The 22,790-nt window shown below is 39.8% G+C and carries 21 protein-coding genes and 2 other annotated features; of the genes, 18 read left to right on the top strand and 3 right to left on the bottom strand.

All coding sequences use genetic code 11. The annotated features are described in order from the left end of the window. Positions 1-370 precede the first annotated feature (370 nt). The 6 genes from thrS (at position 371) to CR194_RS11225 (ending at position 4,866) form a co-directional block, all read left to right on the top strand. A complete protein-coding gene (gene thrS, locus CR194_RS11250) occupies positions 371-2,317 on the top strand; it encodes a threonine--tRNA ligase (protein ID WP_110609748.1) in 1,947 nt (648 codons plus the stop codon). A gap of 59 nt (positions 2,318-2,376) precedes the next feature. Beyond that, positions 2,377-2,499, top strand: a sequence feature (ribosomal protein L20 leader region). A 95-nt stretch (positions 2,500-2,594) separates the two neighbouring features. Then, positions 2,595-3,098: a translation initiation factor IF-3 gene (gene infC, locus CR194_RS11245; protein ID WP_110609747.1), complete on the top strand. Its 504-nt coding sequence runs from the start codon at positions 2,595-2,597 to the stop codon at positions 3,096-3,098. Between the two features lie 105 nt (positions 3,099-3,203). Continuing rightward, on the top strand, positions 3,204-3,392 hold the full coding sequence (gene rpmI, locus CR194_RS11240) for a 50S ribosomal protein L35 (protein WP_110609746.1): 189 nt from the start codon (positions 3,204-3,206) through the stop codon (positions 3,390-3,392). An 85-nt stretch (positions 3,393-3,477) separates the two neighbouring features. Next, on the top strand, positions 3,478-3,834 hold the full coding sequence (rplT, locus tag CR194_RS11235) for a 50S ribosomal protein L20 (RefSeq protein WP_110609745.1): 357 nt from the start codon (positions 3,478-3,480) through the stop codon (positions 3,832-3,834). A 100-nt stretch (positions 3,835-3,934) separates the two neighbouring features. Continuing rightward, complete coding sequence (locus CR194_RS11230; protein ID WP_110609744.1) at positions 3,935-4,207, top strand: DUF1294 domain-containing protein; 273 nt, start codon at positions 3,935-3,937, stop codon at positions 4,205-4,207. Positions 4,208-4,281: 74 nt separating this feature from the next. Continuing rightward, positions 4,282-4,866: a TVP38/TMEM64 family protein gene (locus CR194_RS11225; RefSeq protein ID WP_110609743.1), complete on the top strand. Its 585-nt coding sequence runs from the start codon at positions 4,282-4,284 to the stop codon at positions 4,864-4,866. A gap of 152 nt (positions 4,867-5,018) precedes the next feature. Here the strand turns inward: CR194_RS11225 and CR194_RS11220 are convergent, their stop codons facing one another. Further along, positions 5,019-5,423, bottom strand: coding sequence for a sigma-w pathway protein ysdB (locus tag CR194_RS11220; RefSeq protein WP_110609742.1), 405 nt, complete (start codon positions 5,421-5,423; stop codon positions 5,019-5,021). A 232-nt stretch (positions 5,424-5,655) separates the two neighbouring features. Between CR194_RS11220 and CR194_RS11215 the strand changes: the two genes are divergently transcribed. The 3 genes from CR194_RS11215 (at position 5,656) to CR194_RS11205 (ending at position 8,317) form a co-directional block, all read left to right on the top strand. Continuing rightward, positions 5,656-6,156: a dUTP diphosphatase gene (locus tag CR194_RS11215; RefSeq protein WP_110609741.1), complete on the top strand. Its 501-nt coding sequence runs from the start codon at positions 5,656-5,658 to the stop codon at positions 6,154-6,156. Between the two features lie 107 nt (positions 6,157-6,263). Continuing rightward, a complete protein-coding gene (locus CR194_RS11210; RefSeq protein WP_110609740.1) occupies positions 6,264-7,343 on the top strand; it encodes a M42 family metallopeptidase in 1,080 nt (359 codons plus the stop codon). Between the two features lie 155 nt (positions 7,344-7,498). Further along, complete coding sequence (locus tag CR194_RS11205; protein ID WP_110609739.1) at positions 7,499-8,317, top strand: YitT family protein; 819 nt, start codon at positions 7,499-7,501, stop codon at positions 8,315-8,317. Between the two features lie 164 nt (positions 8,318-8,481). Here the strand turns inward: CR194_RS11205 and sspI are convergent, their stop codons facing one another. Continuing rightward, entirely contained in the window at positions 8,482-8,691 is a 210-nt protein-coding gene (sspI, locus tag CR194_RS11200) for a small acid-soluble spore protein SspI (RefSeq protein WP_110609738.1), read from the bottom strand. A 168-nt stretch (positions 8,692-8,859) separates the two neighbouring features. Between sspI and CR194_RS11195 the strand changes: the two genes are divergently transcribed. The 3 genes from CR194_RS11195 (at position 8,860) to pheT (ending at position 13,687) form a co-directional block, all read left to right on the top strand. Next, complete coding sequence (locus CR194_RS11195; protein ID WP_110609737.1) at positions 8,860-9,615, top strand: TrmH family RNA methyltransferase; 756 nt, start codon at positions 8,860-8,862, stop codon at positions 9,613-9,615. Between the two features lie 94 nt (positions 9,616-9,709). After that, positions 9,710-9,950, top strand: a binding site (T-box leader). A 236-nt stretch (positions 9,951-10,186) separates the two neighbouring features. Further along, positions 10,187-11,221, top strand: a complete 1,035-nt coding sequence (gene pheS, locus CR194_RS11190; protein WP_110609736.1) for a phenylalanine--tRNA ligase subunit alpha — start codon at positions 10,187-10,189, stop codon at positions 11,219-11,221. 45 nt (positions 11,222-11,266) lie between these two features. Next, positions 11,267-13,687: a phenylalanine--tRNA ligase subunit beta gene (gene pheT / locus CR194_RS11185; protein ID WP_110609735.1), complete on the top strand. Its 2,421-nt coding sequence runs from the start codon at positions 11,267-11,269 to the stop codon at positions 13,685-13,687. 368 nt (positions 13,688-14,055) lie between these two features. On the opposite strand, the gene rnhC is transcribed toward pheT, so the two are convergent. Then, complete coding sequence (gene rnhC / locus CR194_RS11180) at positions 14,056-15,009, bottom strand: ribonuclease HIII (RefSeq protein ID WP_110609734.1); 954 nt, start codon at positions 15,007-15,009, stop codon at positions 14,056-14,058. A 158-nt stretch (positions 15,010-15,167) separates the two neighbouring features. Between rnhC and zapA the strand changes: the two genes are divergently transcribed. The 6 genes from zapA (at position 15,168) to CR194_RS11150 (ending at position 22,771) form a co-directional block, all read left to right on the top strand. Then, complete coding sequence (gene zapA / locus CR194_RS11175; RefSeq protein ID WP_233254320.1) at positions 15,168-15,419, top strand: cell division protein ZapA; 252 nt, start codon at positions 15,168-15,170, stop codon at positions 15,417-15,419. Positions 15,420-15,424: 5 nt separating this feature from the next. Then, positions 15,425-15,967, top strand: a complete 543-nt coding sequence (locus CR194_RS11170; protein ID WP_110609732.1) for a CvpA family protein — start codon at positions 15,425-15,427, stop codon at positions 15,965-15,967. 196 nt (positions 15,968-16,163) lie between these two features. Continuing rightward, positions 16,164-17,888: a DNA polymerase/3'-5' exonuclease PolX gene (polX, locus tag CR194_RS11165; RefSeq protein WP_110609991.1), complete on the top strand. Its 1,725-nt coding sequence runs from the start codon at positions 16,164-16,166 to the stop codon at positions 17,886-17,888. A 21-nt stretch (positions 17,889-17,909) separates the two neighbouring features. Next, positions 17,910-20,273 (top strand): endonuclease MutS2, encoded by a 2,364-nt coding sequence (locus tag CR194_RS11160; protein WP_110609731.1) that lies wholly within the window; start codon positions 17,910-17,912, stop codon positions 20,271-20,273. A gap of 11 nt (positions 20,274-20,284) precedes the next feature. Continuing rightward, on the top strand, positions 20,285-20,698 hold the full coding sequence (locus CR194_RS11155; protein WP_408640756.1) for a DUF350 domain-containing protein: 414 nt from the start codon (positions 20,285-20,287) through the stop codon (positions 20,696-20,698). 378 nt (positions 20,699-21,076) lie between these two features. Next, the gene (locus CR194_RS11150; RefSeq protein WP_110609729.1) at positions 21,077-22,771 is read left to right on the top strand and encodes a long-chain-fatty-acid--CoA ligase; all 1,695 of its coding nucleotides are present in this window, start codon (positions 21,077-21,079) and stop codon (positions 22,769-22,771) included. The last annotated feature ends 19 nt before the right edge of the window (positions 22,772-22,790 follow it).

Raw genomic sequence — 22,790 nt, 5'->3', positions numbered from 1 at the left:
TCCATAAGCACCATCATAATGTATGCAATGATGAGGACATGATTCATGGTAATTGCCTTACAGAGAAGGAAATCACGGCTGGAAGTTTCCTATGTGCAACTCATGTGTTACCCCCTCTAAGCATTGATGTGGAACAGAGAGAGATTAATGAATCTTAGTATACATCAACGTACTCCCCGTTACGGAATGAACGAAGCTGAATGCTTATTTTGTATTCAGAAAAAAGGGTGGAACCACGGTCTCACACTCGTCCCTTACTCAAGGGACGGGTGTTTTTTATTGTGCTTTGTTATCTTCTGTAAAAAGGAATAAAGTATAAATGAATAATTCGTTCCTATCGACATCTATTTTGTAAAAAGGAGTGTTACTAATGGCAGAACTAAAAGACAAAATTGTTTTAACGTTCCCTGATGGGGCGAAAAAGGAATTTGATAAAGGAACGACAACTGAGGAAATTGCCGCATCTATTTCTCCAGGTTTAAAGAAGAATGCGTTAGCTGGAAAATTAGATGGCGAGCCTATTGATTTCAAGAAACCAATCGAAAAAGATGGACGAATTGAAATTGTGACATATGATTCAGAGGATGGATTGCACATCCTTCGCCACAGTACGGCTCACTTAATGGCTCAAGCTGTGAAGCGACTTTTCGGTGATGTGAAGTTAGGTGTAGGCCCTGTTATTGAAGAAGGTTTTTACTATGATATTGATATGCCGGAAGCTTTAACTCCGGAAGACCTTCCGAAGATAGAGAAAGAAATGAAACGAATTATTGAAGAAAACCTGGAAATTAATCGAGTGGAAGTAACACGTGAAGAAGCGATTGAGCGTTATAAAGAAATTGGGGATGATTTAAAACTTGAGCTCCTTGAAGATATCCCCGAAGGAGAAGTCATCAGCATTTATGAACAAGGTGAGTTCTTCGACCTTTGTCGCGGCGTTCATGTTCCATCCACAAGTAAACTAAAGAAATTCAAACTAATGACGATCAACGGTGCTTACTGGCGTGGAGATAGTAACAATAAAATGTTGCAACGAATTTACGGAACGGCTTTTCCAAAGCAAAATCAAGTGGATGATTATTTAAAATTGCTTGAAGAGCGTAAAGAGAGAGACCACCGAAAATTAGGAAAAGAACTGGGCATTTTCACAGTAAATCAAAAAGTTGGACAAGGTTTGCCATTATGGCTTCCTAAAGGTGCGACGATTCGCCGGACGGTAGAGCGCTACATTGTTGATATTGAAGAGCGCCTTGGTTACGATCACGTCTATACACCGGTATTAGGTAGCGTAGATCTTTACAAAACATCTGGCCACTGGGATCATTATCAGGAAGATATGTTTCCCATCCTAGAGATGGATAACGAAGATTTAGTTCTTCGTCCTATGAATTGCCCCCATCACATGATGATTTATAAGCATGAGAAGCACAGTTACCGTAACTTGCCTTTAAGAATTGCAGAATTAGGGACAATGCATCGTCATGAAATGTCAGGGGCATTAGCTGGATTACAGCGTGTACGGGCTATGACTTTAAATGATGCGCATATTTTCTGTCGTCCTGATCAATTGAAGGATGAATTTATTCGAGTGGTGGAGCTCATTCAAGCCGTGTATAAAGACTTCGGTATAAATGATTATTACTTCCGCTTATCTTATCGAGATGCAGAAGATAAAGAGAAGTATGTGGATAATGATGAGATGTGGGAAAAAGCTCAGGCAATGCTCAAAGAAGCAGTCGATGATATGGGAGTAGATTACGTTGAGGCAGACGGGGAAGCTGCGTTCTACGGACCAAAGCTGGATGTTCAAGTGAAAACGGCCCTTGGAAAAGATGAAACGCTCTCGACTGTTCAATTAGACTTTCACTTGCCTAATCGCTTTGATCTGACATACGTTGGTGAAGATGGTAAAGACCACCGTCCTGTTGTTATTCACCGCGGTGTTGTCTCAACAATGGAACGTTTTGTTGCTTTCTTGATCGAAGAATATAAAGGAGCTTTCCCTACGTGGCTAGCCCCAGTTCAAGTTCAGGCCATTCCAGTAAGCGATGTGCATATGGATTATGTAAGAAAAGTTGAAGATGAGTTGAAAAAAGCAGGCGTTCGTGTTCATGTAGACGTTCGTAATGAAAAGCTAGGATATAAGATTCGCGAAGCTCAGATGCAAAAAATTCCTTACCTTCTCGTATTGGGAGATAAAGAAATTGAAGCGAACGGCGTGAACGTCCGCCGGTACGGTAAAAAGGAAACAGAAGAAGTCAGCCTTGAACAGTTTATCCAGCAAATCAAACAAGACATTGAGCGATTCTCTAAATAAACTATTTGACATGTCTATCTGGGTATGATAAATTATTCAAGTGAACAAAACACAGGAAACAAAGCAAGAAGAAGCGCCCGCTTCTCACCTGATTGACAAAGACGTTGACAGGTTTCGACTTTTTCAAACACGTATGTAGAAGTGTGGGCGCTAATGATTAGCACCCACGCTTTTTTTTGTGTCATCATCGTCCTTTCGATCGAAAGGACGATGATGAAGAGGAACATCTTGCTTTGATCCGCAATTATCATGGAGGTGGCTCAATATTAGTAAGGATATGTTCGTAAACGAAAACATCCGCGCTCGAGAAGTTCGTTTAATCGGCGCAAATGGAGATCAAATTGGTGTGAAGTCAAAACAAGAAGCTCTTGATATGGCAAGAACTGCAGATTTGGATCTAGTCATGGTTGCGCCTAATGCAAAACCTCCCGTCTGCCGCATCATGGATTACGGGAAATATCGTTTCGAGCAACAAAAGAAAGAGAAAGAAGCTCGTAAGAAACAAAAAGTGATTAACTTAAAAGAAGTTCGCTTAAGTCCAAATATTGAAGAGCACGACTTCAACACGAAGCTACGTAACGCTCGGAAGTTTTTGACTAAAGGAGATAAGGTAAAAGCAGCCATTCGTTTCCGTGGACGTGCCATTACTCACTCAGAACTTGGTCGCGATGTTCTTATGAAGTTAGCCAAAGAATGTGAAGACATTTCAACAATTGAATCGAAACCTAAAATGGAAGGCCGTAGCATGTTCTTAATTCTTGCTCCACTGGCTGAAAAATAGACCGATTCACCGTTGATCGACTTGATCAATTGCAAGACAACAGAAACCGACCGGAGATTCACCCACCGACAACAACAACGAATACTCGGACAGGAGGAATTTAGAATGCCTAAAATGAAGACCCATAGTGGTGCAGCAAAGCGTTTCAAGAAGACAGGGACTGGTAAACTAAAGCGTGGCCATGCTTACACAAGCCACTTATCTGCAAACAAATCTCAGAAGCAAAAGCGTAAGCTACGTAAATCTGGACTTGTAAGCAAAGGTGACCAAAAGCGCATCGGAGATATGATATAAAACACTTTTCCATTAATGGATTAGATGTAATGAATACCGTTCGTACAACAACTACGAATAATTTGACTTAAAAGGAGGGATTACGATGGCTAGAGTAAAAGGCGGATATGTTGCCCGTCGTCGTCGTAAAAGAGTTTTAAAACTTGCAAAAGGGTATGTAGGTTCCAAGCATAGATTATTTAAGACAGCACAAGGACAGGTAATGAAGTCATTCCTTTATGCTTACCGTGACCGTCGCCAGAAGAAGCGCGACTTCCGTAAGCTTTGGATTGCTCGTATCAATGCTGCAGCTCGCATTAACGGTCTTTCTTATAACCGTTTCATGCATGGTCTTAAGCAATCTGGTATCGACATGAACCGTAAAATGCTTGCAGACTTAGCTGTTCATGATGAACAAGCATTCGCTGATCTTGCTGAAAAAGCAAAAGCAGGTTTGAAGTAATAGTAGTAAGAATTCCAAGGGTGGCACGGAGGATTGTATATAATCTTTCGTTGTCACCTTTTTTATTTACGAAGATCATAAAGGAGCGAACGAAACGCTTATGGAATCTTTAATGTTACTCTTCATTGGCTATCTAGTCGTAATCAATCTTACAGGTGTCGCATTCATGGCTGCTGATAAGAAGAAATCCCAAAAAGGGGAGTGGCGAATTTCAGAAAACACTCTGATGTTCACCGCTTTAATTGGAGCGGCAAGTGGGATGCTAATTGCTTCTAATGTGCTTCGTCATAAAACTAGAAAACTGAAGTTTCGTCTTGGTCTCCCACTACTCATAGCAATACATGTTTCGGCTATGATATATTGGATGTACTAATCAGAAGTGGTTTTGTAAGCATGACCACCTTTGCCCGAACATACACTTAACACGAGAGGAGGATGACTGTCATCATGGAAACATTCAACGAGGCAATTCCTCAAATCATTGAAGAAGCAGGATGGCTTGCGCCTGTTTTATTTATCTTATTGCACCTTGTACGGCCGCTTTTATTTCTCCCTGTTATTGTTATATGTATTGTCGGTGGGTATTTATTTGGATTTGTTTATGGAACAATTTATTCTATCATCGGGTTATCTCTGATGAGTTTAGTCTTTTATAAACTAGTTTTTGTCTTTCCTTCGATCAGAAACAGAGTGATAAGATTAAAGAAGAAAATGTTTAAGGATAAAACAATGACAATCGGACAGGTTATGATTTTGCGAATGATGCCCTTTGTTCATTTTCATTTACTTTCCTTATATTTAATGGAGATGACTTCATCCTTTAAAGAATACATGCGTTATTCAGTAGTAGGAGTTATTCTTCCTTCGATGTTGTTCACTGCTTTTGGTCAAGCAATAACCGAAATGCCTTGGTACGTGTCAATCATATTCTTTGGAAGCTTAGCGCTAATTTTTTCTTATCTAGGAAAGCGAGGAACTGCCGTGTATAAATGGCACCGTTTTTTTCCCAGGAAAGCATACGAAAGAGGATAAATAAATAAAGCCAACCCTTTACTCACTCGATGAGTAAAGGGTTGGCTTTAACTATTAACAGAACAAGCCTTGATGAAAGGCTCCCTATAAAGAGGAGGTAGGAAAGAGTGCGGAAATAATTCTCCTTGCCTGTCGTATTTCATGTAGATCAGTTATTTTCCACGCCGTTCCAATCTTTTTAATAATTCTCGAATGGGACTGCGCCATTCTACTTCTGCTTTTGGATAGCGTAATAATAATTCTTTCTCAATAAATTGAAAGTCTCTTCTGCTTAATCCCTGCAATTGATCACCATCTTCTGTCCATACCATGATAGAAGTGACCTCGAACGAATCATTTGCTGCCCCGAGAAACTTCTCACCTTCAAACATCGTACTGCGAAACGTAAACAAGATGTTTTTGCGGACATTATCTGGATCGTCTAATAAATAAAAATTTCCTTGTCTATGGGCCGTTTCAAGCTTACGGCGAGGATCAATAAGGTATTTCGCTAAACTGAAAACGATGATTCCAACAGCGATCAGAAGGAATACTCGAAACAAGATCACGGTGAACATGATCATCTCTCCTTCATGAGGAACTCCTTGAAATTCCTAGTTTATTTATAAATAAATATCAAATTTATTCGTGTGAAAGCTTTCTTAATATATGCTACGATGAACGATGATAGAAAGTTTCATAAAATCATGAGAAATTTAGGTGTAGAAAAAAAGTTGGTATTTAAAACTATTAGAAGTTAACTAAAGTATAATGAAATGATTGATTATAAACAAGGAGAAGATGTAAACGATGAATTTTTCTAAATTGTTTAGGATGCAAAAAGACTTAGATAAGTATATTGAAGACAAACAAGGTCTAGTGGAAGAATCTTTGTTGGAAAGAAAACTGATGGCATTTCAAGTTGAGTTAGCTGAACTGGCAAACGAAACAAGATGTTTCAAATTTTGGAGTGAAAAAGGTCCTTCGGAGGAAACAATCATTCTTGAAGAGTACGTAGATGGTATACACTTTCTTTTATCAATCGGTATTGAGTATGGTTTTGATGAATTGATCAACATAGATTATCCGGAAGCAATAAAAGTATCCAAAGAAGATCTTGTTGAAGGCTTTTTTGCTACGATGAAAGATATTCTTTATTTACGTGAAGAAAATACGCTAGCTGCGTATGAGCAACTCTTTAGAGGATACATACAACTAGGAGCAGGATTGGGCTTTTCGGCTTCAGACATTAATCAAGCCTATGTAAGAAAAAATGAAGTGAACCATGAACGTCAAGACCAAGGATATTAGAAAAGATTCAATTATTTCGATTTACGAAAAGAATTGAGAAAACGCTCTATCATCGTTATAATGGTATATGTACATAATTTTTAGCTAATTATAGGAGGCGAATATGCATGGAAGATATGTTGAAAATGCTTAAAGAGCTAACAGACGCTAAAGGGATCCCTGGAAATGAGAGAGAGCCCCGTGAAGTAATGAAGAAATACATCTCACCGTTTGCAGACAATGTAGAAATGGATCATCTAGGAAGCCTCATCGCCAAGAAGACTGGATCTGTGGAAGATGGACCTAAAATTATGGTGGCAGGTCACCTTGATGAAATCGGCTTTATGGTTACGAATATCGATGACCGCGGATTCTTGAAATTTCAATGCGTTGGTGGTTGGTGGGAGCAAGTGATGCTCGCTCAACGTGTGACGGTTATGACAAGAAACGGAAATGTACCAGGCGTGATTGGGTCTAAACCACCACATATTCTTCCAGCAGAAGCTCGAAAAAAATCCGTTGATAAAAAAGAGATGTTTATTGATATTGGGGCAACAAGCAAGGAAGAAGCGGAAGAATTCGGAGTCCGTCCTGGAGACTCGGTTGTTCCTGTATGTGACTTCACTGTTATGAAAAACGAAAAAATGTTAATGGCAAAAGCGTGGGACAATCGAATTGGTTGCGCGATTGCTATTGAAGTGTTGCGTCGATTAAAAGATGAAGAGCATCCGAACACGGTTTATGGAGTTGGAACCGTGCAAGAAGAAGTAGGTCTTCGTGGTGCGCGGACTTCGGCTCATTATATCAAGCCAGATATCGGTTTCGGAGTAGATGTTGGGATCGCTGGAGACACGCCAGGAGTTACAGAAAAAGATGCCTTAGCTAAAATGGGTAAAGGTCCTCAAATTATTATGTACGATGCTTCCATGGTATCACATAAGGGGTTACGGGATTTTGTGACGGACACAGCGGACGCCAATGAAATACCTTACCAATTTGATTCAGTCCCTGGTGGCGGAACGGACTCGGGTGCGATTCATCTCACTGCTAACGGTGTTCCGGCATTATCGATAACCATTGCCACGCGTTATATTCATACTCACGCAGCCATTCTCCACCGCGACGATTTTGAAAATGCATGTCAACTGATCGTTGAAGTCATTAAGAAGATGGATCGTAAAACAGTCGAGCAAATTACTTTTAACTAAATAAGTTATCCAAGCTGGCCTTGAGAGGGTCAGCTTTTTTCATGCAAAAGACGGATTTATGCAAATAAATGTCACATACCTATTGACGATAGGCAGTATTAGTCATTATACTTCACTCAGTGTTTTTAACGTAGAGTGAAGTTAGGAGTGATCTCATGCAAAAAACGAGTCGTCTTCTTGTCATATTAGTAGCATCAATCATATTGGGGTTTGCCTTTAATTTATTTCTATTACCTCATGAAGTGTTAACTGGAGGAGTTACAGGACTCGCTATGGTTTTTGGACTGTTAACGCCAATCAACACAGGGTATTGGATCTTTATATTGAATATCCCAATCTTAGTATTAGGATGGATGAAATTAGGTAAAGAGTTCATCGGAAACAGTGTCTTCTCAGTTATCGTTACTTCGATTTCCATGATCTATATTCCCATTATCCAAGTGACAGATGATGCCTTATTATCTTCTGTCTTTGGAGGAGTCATTGCTGGTGCTGCAATAGGAATCATTATTCGCTTTTACAGCTCAACGGGCGGTTTTGATGTGGTCAGTCTTGTATTAATCAAGAAGTGGGATGTTCCCCTCGGAGGGTTAATTTTCGCTTTAAATAGTATCGTGGTCGTGATTTCAGGTTTTTTCTTCGCTTGGGATCTAGCTCTCTATACGATGTTGTCTATCTATATTACTGGGCTTGTTATCGATCGTGTGCACACTCGTCACATAAAACTGAGCTTAATGGTCGTTTCTAGTAAAGGAGAGGAACTGAAGAAAGAGCTTCTTAATAATTTAGTCCGGGGAATTACCGTCATAGAAGGTCAAGGAGCATACTCAGGTGAGAGTAAGAAAGTTCTTTATACGGTGATCACTCGCTATGAGCTGGCGATTATACGGCCTATTTTGAAAGAGATTGATCCAAATGCATTTGTTAGTGTCAGTGAGAGCATGGAAGTCATGGGGAACTTTAGAAGAGATTAAAGCAGTCTACCTCACCGTGATACTCCCATGGAAGTTTGACGGTTCCTCAGGAGAAAGGGAGCGTTGATCTTCCTCATTGGTTGATAAAGGATCAAGTTAAGAACGTAAAAGAAGAACATGAAAGCAAAGATCTTTGCTTTCATGTTCGAGCACTAAAATTTTGTTTACTGGAGGCCTCTGGAAATCCTCTCCGTTAGTGATTGCTTCTCATCTTCATTTGCTTCATTCCAGAAAATCTCCATTAATACACCTAATCCAGGAAGCATTTTTTCTTCTCCACTTTGAATGGCATCGACGATCGTAGCTTCTACGTCATCTTGACTACTCCCCGATACATTTTGTAAAATAGCTCCGCGTAAATTAAAGTTACTCATTAAAATCACCCTTTCTTTATTAGATCTATTAAAAATTAAATCGTTTTGATTTGAGAAATCTGTTATAGTATGGATGAAAACATCCAAGAATATGTAAAGATAGTATGGAATCATGTAACCGTTTATCGAACGCTGACGATTTTCTGAACAAGTGGGAAAGGAGAAAACATGGAAATTATTGAATCGATTCAAAATCCGAAAATAAAAGCATGGAAAAAATTGCATACGAAAAGAGAACGAGAGAAATCTGGCCTCTTCTTCATTGAAGGGAGGCATTTAATTGAAGAAGCATTAAAGTCACAATTAGTGATTAAAGAATTGATTATCCAAGAAGGGCTTGAAATGCCTCAAGAATGGAATGTGAAAGAATTATCATTAATTTATGTAAGTGAGCGAGTGATGAAAGAATTATCTGAGACAGAGACTCCTCAAGGGATGGCTGCTATATGTGAAAAGCCTTTAAATATGAATCTTCCTCTAGAAGGAGGAAAATATTTATTTGTTGATGGCGTACAGGATCCGGGAAATTTAGGAGCGATGATACGAACGGCAGATGCTGCAGGCATGTCCGGAGTTGTGTTAGGTGATGGAACAGCTGATCCTTTTAATGGAAAGGTGATCCGATCTACACAAGGTTCCTTGTTTCATTTACCTATTCAGAAGATGAATTTAGAAGAAGCAATTGAATTGTGTAAAGAAAACGATGTGCCTGTTTTTGGGACTAGCCTTAAAGGAAGTACATATACTGCTATTGAACCTCAAGAACATTTTGCTTTGATTGTTGGAAATGAAGGCAACGGAGTCAGTGAGAATCTGTTGAAGATGACAGACCAGAATTTATACATTCCTATATTTGGCGATGCGGAATCTTTAAACGTTGCGATTGCTACAGGAATTTTGCTTTATCATCTTCGTGAGACGTGATATTTGTTTACAAATAATACAGCTCGCCATTTCTTTTAAATGAAGGTTTGCGAAATGGAGACAAACCTTATATAATATTCAACATATAAGCACTGAAAAGACGAAGAAGGAGAGTAGTATGCTGATTCGTTCCCATCTAGGGAGGAAATGTCTTAGACTGAAAGCATTTCTATGAGGAACCCGGCAGAATTCACTCTGGAGTTGGCACTGGAAGACAAGGATGTCTTGTTAAGGTGATCCGGTAAGAAGACCGTTATCTTCTTCATTAGAGTGAATACGGCAATGTTTGACGTGTCGTATTAACAAGGGTGGTACCGCGAGTCTTCGTCCCTTTAGAGGGAAGAGGGCTCTTTTTGTTTTTTTAGATAGATTAACAGTTGAACCACTTCATCTTTTAGGTAATCCTACCTTGAAGAAAAAATGTAACATTCATGGCTTTGTTGAAACCCATTGTTAATAGCTAACCGGCTTTTCCAGTTAAAAGGTAAATAATGGGATTTCAGTGGAAATGATAAGTCTTACATTTGTCAATTTTGAGTAGTAACAAAGCATAATAAAAGGAGGAATATTCATGTTAGACCGCTTGCAAGAGCTTCATGATGAAGCGATGAAAAAAGTAGCTGATGCGTCGGATTTAAATGATTTAAAAGTAGTGAGAATTGCTTATCTAGGTAAGAAAGGCCCGATCACTGAAGTAATGAAAGGGATGGGAAAGCTATCAGCAGAGGAACGGCCGAAAGTTGGCCAAAAAGCCAACGAAGTTCGTGAATCTGTGACTAGCTATATTGAAGAAAAAGAAAAAGCATTTGAAGAAGCAGCTTTACTAGAAAAGCTTAAGAAAGAAAGTATTGATGTTACCTTACCTGGTCGTCCTGTTTCTAAAGGTGGCCGTCATCCTTTAACTTCTGTGGTAGAAACAATCGAAGATGTATTCATCGGGATGGGTTTCAATGTTGCAGAAGGACCGGAAGTGGAAACAGACTATTATAATTTCGAATCTTTAAATTTACCGAAGCACCATCCTGCACGTGACATGCAAGATACGTTTTTCGTAACGTCTGATCTGTTATTACGAACTCAAACGTCACCTGTTCAAACGAGAACGATGGAAAAACACGAAGGCCAAGGTCCTGTGAAAATTATTTGTCCTGGTAAAGTGTATCGCCGTGATGAAGATGATGCGACTCATTCTCATCAGTTCATGCAAATCGAAGGGCTTGTCGTGGATGAAGGGATTCGTATGAGTGATTTAAAAGGAATCTTTGCCACTTTTGTAAAGAAGTATTTTGGAGAGGAAAGAAACATTCGCCTTCGACCAAGTTTCTTCCCATTCACTGAACCTTCAGCCGAATTGGATATTTCATGTGCCATGTGTCACGGCAAAGGATGTCGCACTTGTAAACATACAGGGTGGATTGAAGTTCTTGGTGCCGGAATGGTTCATCCAAATGTTCTTGAAATGGGCGGATTTGATCCTGAGAAATATTCGGGCTTTGCATTTGGTATGGGTGTAGAACGATTTGCCATGCTGAAGTATGGCATTGATGATATTCGTCATTTTTATACAAATGATACTCGTTTCTTGTCTCAATTTACCCGTGTATAAGGTTTTAAATAGGAGTGTTGAAGTGATAATAAAGGAGGAAATATCGTGTTAGTCTCATATAAATGGTTAAAAGAGTATATTGATATAGATGAGTATTCTGCTAAGGAAGTCGCTGAAAAACTAACAAGAAGCGGTGTAGAAGTTGATGCCATTCACCCGCTTAATAAAGAGATCACGAATCTAGTTGTAGGAAAGGTTGTCGAGTGTGTAAAGCACCCGGAAGCTGATAAGCTCAACATTTGTCAAGTGGATGTGGGAGAGATTAAGCCAGTTCAAATCGTTTGTGGCGCGAAAAATGTTGGAGAAGGTCAATACGTGGCCGTTGCAAGAGTGGGAGCGCGCCTTTCTGGTGGAATGAAAATTAAACGGGCGAAACTTCGCGGTGAAGTATCAGAAGGAATGATTTGCTCTCTTCAAGAGTTAGGTTTTGAAGGAAAGTTAGTTCCTAAAAAATATAGCGAAGGCATCTTTAACTTCCCTCAAGAAATGCTCGCAGGAGAAGACGCATTATCTCCCCTCGGTTTGGATGATACAATTCTTGAGTTGGATCTGACACCTAATCGATCTGATTGCTTAAGTATGCTGGGAGTAGCGTATGAAGTTGCAGCGATTCTTGGTGTTGACGTGAAGGTCCCTGAGCCAGCCATTGTGGCTTCAAAAGAAAAAGCTAGTGACTTTGTAAAGGTTCATGTAGAAGCGTCAGGCGATAACCCTTATTACGGTGCAACTGTCATTAAAGGAGTGAAAATTGGAGAATCTCCATTATGGCTTCAAACAGCTCTTATTGCTTCCGGCGTTCGACCTATTAACAACGTTGTGGACGTAACAAACTATGTCCTTTTAGAATACGGACAGCCTCTACACGCTTTTGACTTGGATACTTTTGGATCTAAAGAAGTACTCGTTCGTCGTGCGACTGAAGGAGAAAAAATTGTCACACTTGATGAATCAGAAAGAACGTTATCTGGTGAACATCTTGTTATCACAAACGGAGAAGATCCTGTTGCTCTTGCAGGTGTGATGGGTGGGGCAACTTCTGAAGTGAATGATGACACAGTGAACCTCTTGCTAGAAGCCGCTTATTTTGATCCTGGTCCGGTCAGAAAAGCATCACGTGATTTAGGGTTGCGCAGTGACTCAAGCGTTCGATTTGAAAAAGGTGTCGATCCTAATCGTGTGGCTGCAGCAGGATTACGTGCCGCTTCTCTTATTCAACAGTTAGCAGGTGGAGAGATATTAGAAGGACCTGTTGAGTTTGATCAATTGAATCGTGAACCAAGAGAAGTGTCGATTACGCTTGATAAGGTAAATAATACTCTTGGAACACAATTAGAAGTAGAGCAAATCGAGCGGATTTTTGATCAGCTTCAATTTCCTTTTAAAGAAAATAATGCCCTATTTACGGTAGATGTTCCTACAAGAAGACAAGATATCTCGATTGAAGCGGATCTTGTGGAAGAGATAGCTAGGTTATATGGATACGATCATATTCCAACAACGTTACCGAACACACCAACTACACCAGGTGGACTTACGACGACACAATTGAAAAAAAGGAAGACTCGTCGTTTTCTAGAGGGAGCTGGAATGCATGAAGCCATTAGCTACTCATTAACTACTGCAGAAAAGGAAGCACATTTCACTGAGAATGTTCAATCTCGAGTGAAAGTGGCTTTACCAATGAGTGAGGAAAGAAGTACGCTTAGAACAACGCTTCTTCCCCATTTACTAGATGCTCTTAGTTACAATAAAAATCGTAATTCATACCATGTACACCTCTATGAAATGGGTTCTGTTTTCCATACAGAAGAGAATCAAGTAACGGTTCAACCTGAGGAAAAAACGTATGTATCAGGTGCATTTATGGGCTTGTGGCATGAACATAGCTGGCAAGGAGAAAAGAAACCTGTTGATTTCTATGTCGTTAAAGGGATCGTTGAAGGACTTTTGTCTGAGTTGGACGTAAACGGTGAGATTCGTTACGTTCAGTATGAAAAAGCAGGTCTCCACCCTGGACGAACGGCTTTACTTGAGATAGACGGAAAAGAGGTTGGCTTCTTAGGTCAACTACATCCATCAACAGCCAAAGAATGGTCGTTACCAGCCACCTATGTCTTTGAATTGAATTTGCAGAGTCTCATGGAAGGGACAGAGGAGAACCTTCGTTATGAAGCGATTCCTAAGTACCCAGCTATGGATCGAGACATAGCTCTTGTAGTAGATGAGAGTGTGAAAGCTGAAGACTTACAGAGGATCATTTTGAATCACGGAGGCAAGTTATTAACAAGAGTAGCAGTATTTGATCTCTATCAAGGGGAAAACTTGGCGCCTGGGAAGAAGTCCCTTGCTTTCTCACTTCGATACTTGGATCGTGATAAAACGTTAACAGAAGAAGAAGTGTCAGCTGTTCATGAAAAAGTATTGCTGGCTTTAGAAGAAAATGCCGGAGCTATTTTGCGCTCCTAATGACCCTTTCTGCACATTTCCCTAGTTTGGGAAGTGTGCAGTTTTTTTGTTGTTATTTACGATATAGTCTTCGTATAACTAAATGTAGAGTCAGTTCTGTAGATGTCTCTCTATGCTGAAAAAACAGGGGTTCTATGCACAAAAACTAGTGGTCTATGCTGAAAAATAGAGCGTCTATGCACAAAACAAGAGGTCCTATGCTGAAATTTCTACGCATGCGGTCTTTTTACCTCAAATATCACAATTGAAGCAAAACGATCAGCCTGCAATGAAGTATTATAAGAGAATGTTTCGGCTAAATTGTTAATAAAAAACGTTGTTGGGCTAAAGAACCCATCAACGCGAATAAAAATAAGAAAGCAAGCAAATTACATAAGCACTCGTTGAGTATTAGAGAAGTGCCATTTCGTTACTTTATATAGCGTCTCTTGCCCTTTTTTCTGAAGTAATTTTTTTGCTGCTTCGTCCACTTTTGGGCCTGCTCCTTTAGGAATTCTTACGCCTAAATTTTTCTCCAACTTGTCCATTTCCTGAAGAAAGGAATATCTGGCCAAGATGGATGCTGCTGCAACTGAAGGGTGCAAGCCTTCTGCCTTCGTGGCAAAATATAAAGGCTTTTCAGAAGTCCATGCTTTCTTTTGTGAGGCAAGATATTTATAGTAACCTGCAGGCGAAACGAACTGATCAATTAAGATTCCTTCATAGAAAAGGTTCTCTTCTTCACATTTTGCCATGACATTTTCAATCGCTTGATGATGAAGGAGAGCTTTCATTTGTCCTTGATTCATTCCTTTTTCTTGCAAAGAGTTGTATTTCTCATTATTAAGAATAAGTAAACTGTACGTACATTCCTTTACCAATTTTGGCGCTAACTCTCTTATTGTCTCGTCTTTAATCGTTTTTGAATCGCGAACGCCCCAACGATCAATCGTTTTCATTTGTTCTTCCGTTAAATGAACACAAACGACAGTCATAGGACCAAAATAGTCGCCTGTCCCGGTTTCGTCGCTTCCTAACATGATTTTTTGTTCTACATTGTTAGGAGGGTAGGAGGAATGGTTGTCTACACCTGAACGTTTTGAAGAGGAACTGGCCGTTTTTTTTGTAGTCGAAACGCCAGTCCTCTTCCATTTATCGGCCTCTGCAGATGCGCCTTTTCCTTGAAAGAGAACTTTACCGGATTGGTAGGCAGTAATACTGCATGCACTTGTTTTGGCAGCGAAAAAAGCTCCTTGAGGGGGCTGTCCTTTTAGTGATGAATGATAATATTTTTTTAACTCTGGAAGTTGTTTTTTCGGGATGACTAATACTTCATAACTCATATCAAGGCCGCCTTTCTCAGAAATTAGAAATAGGTATCTTTATCAAAGTATAGAGAAAAGGTAACTCTTTTTCATCTATTTAGTATAAAATATTTTCATTGAAGATATGACATGTTATGATATATGTTAGGATTTCTATGACGAATGGGGGATTATTGGTGGAAGAAGAACGCGAAAAACGTCGAACAAGCGTGACAATATATAACCAGCAATATACCATCGTCGGAGAAGAAAGCTCTGAGCAAGTCGAAGCTATTGCAACGCTTATAGATAGAAAAATGAAAGATTTAAAAGATCATAACCCTTATTTGGATTCTACGAAATTAGCGGTATTAACAGCTATTAATATAGGTAATGATTACTTGACTCTGTTGAAAAAATTGGAAGATGAAAAGAAAGATGAGGACTAAAAACGATGCTTAGTTTGATTTTATTTTTTATATTAATGATTAGTTTTTTTGTAGGTTTTCGTCGTGGACTCGTTCTTCAACTTGTCCACTTAATAGGTTTAGTCGTCGCTTTCGTTGTAGCTTATATATATTATCAACAAGTTGCTCAGTACATCAGGTTATGGATTCCATTTCCTCAACTATCAGACGACTCGGGATTGCACCTCCTTGTGGACTCATTTAGTGTAGAAGAGGTGTATTATAACGGAATTGCTTTTGTTGCGTTGTTTTTTATTACAAAGTTTTTAATGCAAATTGTTGGATCTTTATTCGATTTTCTTGCTCACTTACCAATTCTGCATTTTGTAAACGGATGGCTTGGCGGAATCTTCGGATTTTTAGAAGGACTAGTGATGATCGCCGTCTTCCTTCACTTGGCTGCTCTCATTCAAATTGATATGGTACAAGCGATCTTGCAAGGATCTTCATTTGCGCAAATGATTTTTGATTACACACCGATTATTTCAAATGAACTGAAAGAACTTTGGAGTAAGGGCTGGAACAATTAGCTTCTCGTCAATGGCGAGAAGCTTTCTTTTTATTTTGGAAAGGTACTTTTAGTTGGCTGTTCCTCCTTTGACTTGTCTTAGCTTTGAAGAGGGTTTAGCCTTTTCTTATAGCTTGCGGAGAAATAGACCGATTGGATATGATGGAGAAGCAGATAAAATCGTTAATTTTACAAGATCATTGAATGAGGTGACTGTGATGACAGCTATGAATAAAAAAGATGTGTTACAAGCTATGGAACGGATTGCTGTATATTTAGAAATCAAGGGAGCAAATGCCTTCCGGGTTTCAGCTTATCGTAAAGCAGCGCAGGCATTGGAAAAAGACGAAAGAACGTTAGCCGAAATAGAGGATCCCTCTAAGTTATCTGGAATTGGTAAAGGAACTGCGGGAATTATCAACGATTTAGTACAAACGGGCGAGACGCCATTGCTAAATGAATTAAAAGAAGAAATTCCTGAAGGTCTTTTACCATTATTAAAGCTTCCGGGGCTCGGTGGAAAAAAGATTGGGAAATTATATCAGGAATTAAACGTGACTGATGCAGACTCGCTCAAAAAAGTATGTAATGAACATAAGGTACAAGAACTGGCTGGCTTTGGTGCAAAGACAGAAGAGAAGATCCTGGCTGCTTTAGAAGAACTAGGTAAACGTCCTGAACGGTTAACATTGGCCCAAGTACTCCCTGCTGTTGAGGATCTTTATGATCGCTTGAAGGATATAGAGCTTATTAAACGTTTTGAGCTAGCGGGTAGTTTTCGCAGAGGAAGAGAAACGGTGAAGGACCTTGACTTTATCCTGTCGACAGAAGATCCAACAGCTGTGGGTGAGACGCTTGTATCAATGGATCATATTAAAGAGATTGTCGGTCACGGGGAAACAAAAATCAGTGTTGAACTGCAGTATGATGAGCTGATTGTTCCAGTGGATTTCAGAATGATTAAAGATGAGTCGTTTGCGACGACACTCCATCACTTTACTGGCTCGAAAGATCACAATGTTCTTATGCGTCAATTGGCGAAAGAGCGGGGTGAGAAGATCAGTGAATATGGTGTGGAGCAAGAATCTACAGGTGAAGTGAAACATTTCGACTCAGAGGAAGAGTTTTTTGCACACTTTGATCTACCTTTTATTCCGCCGGAAATCCGTGAAGGTAATAAGGAGTTGGAAAGCTACCACGACAAATATGATTTAGTCGATCTTTCCTTGATTCGATCAGACCTTCATATGCATACGACTTGGAGTGATGGAGCTCAATCGATTGAAGAGATGGTGCAAGCTTGTATTGAAAAAGGGTACGAATACATGGCAATTACCGACCATTCTCAATTTTTAAAGGTGGCTAACGGTTTAACAGTAGAGCGATTGAAACGTCAGCATGAAGAGGTACGTGCCTTAAATGAAAAAATGAATGACTTTACGGTTTTCACAGGGATTGAAATGGATATCTTACCAGACGGAAGTTTGGATTACACAGACGATACACTAAAGGAAGTTGATTTTGTTATTGCATCCATTCATTCTTCGTTTCAGCAAGATGAAGAGACGATTATGAAGCGATTAGCTAAGGCATGCTCTAATCCTCATGTGGCCATGATTGCCCATCCAACGGGAAGACTGATTGGACGTAGAGACGGATATCCTGTAAATATGGAAAAGTTGTTTGAACTAGCGGCTGAAACAGATACGATTTTAGAGCTCAATGCTAATCCTAACCGGCTAGACTTATCTGCCGACTGGGTTGTTAAAGCTCAAGCTATGGGCGTGAAGCTTGCTATTAACACGGATGCACATAGGTTTGATATGCTTGAGCATATGCCTATAGGTGTGAACACAGCTAAAAGAGGCTGGCTGAAAAAAGACACGGTGGTTAATACTTGGACAGCAGAACAATTCAAAGAGTTTATATGGAAAAACAGATAGAAACAGTAGGGAGTGACCTTCGTGATTGAACGAGTTTGTCGTATATTAGAGTACAACAAAATGAAGGATCAATTGATACAATTCGCTAGCTCTTCTCTTGGGAAACAACGAGTAAAAGAGCTCACGCCGTCTTTTGATATGCTAGAAATAACCGATGCTCAAGAACGGACATTTGAAGGGGCAAAGGTCATTCGTTTGAAAGGCCAAGCACCATTAGGTGGTTTAAGAGATATAAGAGGATCTATTAAACGTGCAGAAATAGGCGGCCTTTTAAATGAAATGGAGTTATTGGATATTTCATCGACCCTTTATGGAAGTCGCAGGTTCAAAAGTTTTATTGAAGGGTTAGTAGAAGATGAAGTGGACTTAACGATTCTTCCGCAATTAGTAGGTGAAATGGTTTCGCTATCTGAATTAGAGCAGGAAATTAACCACGCCATTGATGAGAATGGAGGCGTTCTAGATTCGGCTAGTACAGCCTTGCGATCGATCCGGCAACAAATTCGGTCCCATGAGTCAGGGGTAAGATCCAAGTTAGAAAGCATTACCCGATCATCTAGTGGTCGTAAAATGCTTTCCGATGCCATCATTACGATTCGTAATGACCGCTATGTTATTCCTGTTAAAGCAGAATACCGAGGACATTTCGGGGGGATGGTTCACGATCAGTCAGCTTCAGGAGCTACGTTGTTTGTGGAACCGGAATCAGTAGTACAAATTAATAATCAGCTTCGTGAAGCAAAAATAAAAGAAAAACAGGAAATACAACGGATTCTTCAGGAGCTTTCAGCACGAGTGAGTGAATTCGTGGAAGAGCTGGCGACGATTGTGGAAATCATGACAGAAGTAGACTTTATCTTTGCTAAGGCACTGTATAGTCAATCCATCCAAGGGACACAGCCTACCTTAAACGAGGAAGGCATCATAAAAATGACAAAAGCTCGTCATCCGTTGATTCCAAAAGAAGAGATTGTCCCCATCGATGTGGAATTAGGAGGAGAGTTTTCTTCTCTCGTTATCACCGGTCCGAATACTGGGGGGAAAACGGTCACATTAAAAACGGTCGGCCTATTAACGCTGATGACCCAATCAGGGTTACATATTCCTTGTGAAGAAGGGTCTACAGCAGCTGTTTTTCAACAAATATTTGCAGATATAGGAGACGAACAATCTATTGAGCAAAGCTTGAGTACCTTTTCGTCACACATGACTAATATCGTGCAAATCATGGAGAAAGTTGATTTTCAATCGCTTGTCTTATTTGACGAATTAGGGGCAGGGACGGATCCTACTGAAGGCGCAGCGCTAGCTATTTCAATCCTTGACCATGTGTACCAAGTGGGAGCGAAGGTGATTGCCACAACTCACTACAGTGAATTGAAAGGCTACGCGTACGACCGTGAAGGTGTGATGAACGCAAGCGTTGAGTTTAATGTGGAGACTTTAAGGCCGACATATCGTTTGCTAATCGGTGTACCGGGTCGTAGTAACGCCTTTGCCATAAGTAGAAGACTAGGCTTAAGCGATAAGATCATAGACGAAGCAAAGGGACATATTACTGCCGACTCAAACCAGATGGAAAAGATGATCTCTTCTTTAGAAGACAGCCGGAAAAAAGCTGAACAGGATATGGTTGAAGCTGAGCTGTTACGTAAGGAAGCTGAAACGATCCACCGTGAACTGGCGGCAGAAATGGAAAAGCTAGATGAAGAAAAACAGAAGGTGTTACAATCTGCTGAAGACAAAGCGGCCCATTCTGTGAAACAAGCAGCAGAAGAAGCGGAAAAAATCATCGCGGAACTTCGTGAAATGCAGAAGAACAATCCTACTATTAAAGATCATGAACTTATTGATGCTAAGAAACGGTTAGAACAAACGGAACCATCCCTTGTAAAAGGAAAAAAGAAACCATCACCGAAAGTAGTGAAAGGGAAAGTGGATAAATTGATCCCAGGTGATGAGGTGAAAGTCATTAGTTTTGACCAGAAAGGTCATATCGTAGATGAGATTAGCGAGAAAGAATATTACGTGCAATTAGGTATGATGAAAATGAAAGTGAAAAAAGATGATCTTCTTTATATAAACCGTCCTAAAGCCGTCGCAACGAAACCTCTTGCCACTGTTCGGGGAAGAAATGCTCAAGTTAAAACAGAGCTGGACCTTAGAGGAGAAAGATATGAAAGTGCGATGATGGATGTGGAAAAATATTTAGATGATGCTGTCTTGGCTGGATACCATCAAGTATCTATCATTCACGGAAAAGGAACAGGCGCATTACGAAAAGGTGTACAAGAATTATTGAAGAAGCACAGAAACGTCCAAGAAACTCGAATGGGTACACAAGGAGAGGGCGGATCTGGTGTGACGATCGTATCGCTTAAGTAAGCGAGGAGGACATGGGTGTGGAAGCTTTTTTCAGTCATGACTATGTATATACTGCTGGAATTTACAGTATTGTTGTCATGAGCATTATTATGACTTTAGCTATTTTTGAATGGGTAACGAAATACGGTACATGGACTGAAATTAAACAAGGAAATGTGGCCGTTGCCCTCGCTACTGGGGGAAAGGTTTTTGGAGTAGCTAATGTATTTCGTCATTCCATTATGGCTAATGATTCGGTATTAGCTTTGCTAGGGTGGGGAGTGTTCGGCTTTGTATTACTCCTGTTTGTCTATTTTATTTATGAATTTTTGACTCCGGGCTTCAAGGTAGATGAAGAGCTTAAAAGAGACAACAAAGCTGTTGGCCTCCTTTCTTTCATATTGTCGGTCGCTCTTTCATATGTGATTGGTGCGAGCATTGGATAACGAATGGTAAAGGAGATAGTTATTTATGGAAACACTTTGGAAAGTATTAGTCGTTCTGTGCGGCGGATTTATGATCGCCGGTGTGATATATCTTGCCTTTTTCACATGAATTGGGAATTGCAGCCTCTTTTTTAAGGGGCTGTTTTTTTATATCAATTAAATTCACACAACTTTCCAATCATAAAAATTCAAAAAATTTGAACAAATGTGTTTTCTTTTGAAGGCGTTTTCATTACAATGTTAATAAGAGGGGAGAATGCCTATCGATGAAAAGGTAACGTAACTGAGCGATTGTTCACTTAGCATCCGTTTCGTTCACTTTTCATCGACTACTATCTTTTAGAAGGAGAGGGTAAAGATAAAAAAGGAGGTTATGGTATGGAAACATTAACGGAAAAGCCGTGGTTTCAACATTATCCAAAAGAAATTCCTACATCCATTGATTACGAGGTGTCATCACTTCAAAGCTATTTGAAAAGGGCTTCTGAACGGTATCCAGATAAGCCGGCGCTTCATTTCATGGGTAAAGAGATGAATTATAAAGAGGTCTATGATTCTGCCCTTAAACTTGCCAATCAGTTGAAATCTTTAGGTGTGGAACAAGGGGATCGCGTTGCCATTATGTTAGCAAATACACCTCAAGCTGTTATTTCGTATTATGGGGCTTTATTTGCAGGGGCAATCGTTGTTCAAACCAACCCTCTCTATGTTGAGAGAGAGATTGAGCATCAAATGAATGATTCAGGGGCTAAGGTGATGATTTGTCTTGATCTCGTGTACCCTAGAGTAGCTGGAGTGAAAGAGAAAACACAGCTTAAGCACATTATTGTCACCGGAATAAAAGACTACCTACCTTTTCCTAAAAACATGATCTATCCTTTCATTCAAAAAAAGAATACAGGCATTAAAGTAGATTTAACATATAGTGAGCGATTGCATTCATTTGTTGAGTTATTAAACAAAGGTGAAGCAAAAGAAATACCTTTAGAAATTAATCCTAAAGAAGATTTAGCTTTACTTCAATATACAGGTGGTACAACAGGCCCTGCGAAGGGGGTCATGCTATCACATTATAATCTTGTTGTGAACACCCAGCAATGTGAAGAATGGATGTACAAAATGGTACCTGGGGAAGAGGTCATCATTGCTGCACTTCCTTTCTTCCATGTCTATGGAATGACAACGGTTATGAATTTAGCTATTCGAATGGGCTTTAAAATGATCATCTTGCCTAAATTTGACCCAAAAGGAATTTTAAAATCAATTGAGAAACACAAAGCTACCCTTTATCCAGGAGCGCCAACGATGTATATTGGATTATTAAATCATCCGGATATAAAAAAGCATGACTTATCTTCAATTAAAGCGTGTATTAGTGGTTCTGCACCGTTGCCGATTGAAGTTCAGACGAAATTTGAAGAAGCAACAAATGGTAGTCTAGTGGAAGGATATGGTTTAACGGAAACATCTCCTGTAGCTGTATCTAACCTAATATGGGGGAAACGTAAACCAGGATCAATAGGTTTACCTTGGCCTGATACGGATGTTTCTATTTTGTCTGCAGAGACTGGAGAAGAAGCTAAACCTAATGAGGTAGGCGAAATTATCATCAAAGGTCCTCAAGTAATGAAAGGATACTGGAATCGTCCTGAGGCAACCCAGGCATCTTTCCGAGAAGACTGGTTTTTATCGGGAGACATGGGCTATATGGACGAAGAAGGTTACTTCTACATTGTGGATCGGAAAAAAGATATGATCATTGCAGGAGGATTTAACATTTATCCTCGAGAAATTGAAGAAGTTCTTTATGAACATGAAGATATACAGGAAGCTTGTGTCATCGGTGTTCCTGATCCTTACCGTGGGGAGACGGTAAAGGCCTTCATCGTACTGAAAGAAGGAAAGACATTATCAGAGGAAGAGTTAGATGAGTATGCGAGAAAGCACTTAGCAGCGTTTAAAGCACCTAAATTTTATGAGTTCAGAGAAGAACTTCCTAAAACGATGGTAGGAAAGATTTTACGACGTGTGTTAGTGGAAGAAGAAAAGAAAAAAACAAAAGACCAATCATAAACAAAAGTAGCATCTGCAT

Origin of the sequence: Salipaludibacillus keqinensis (assembly GCF_003226325.1) — a bacterium.
GTDB lineage: Bacteria > Bacillota > Bacilli > Bacillales > Salisediminibacteriaceae > Salipaludibacillus > Salipaludibacillus keqinensis.
This window is presented reverse-complemented; position numbering and strand designations above follow the sequence as displayed.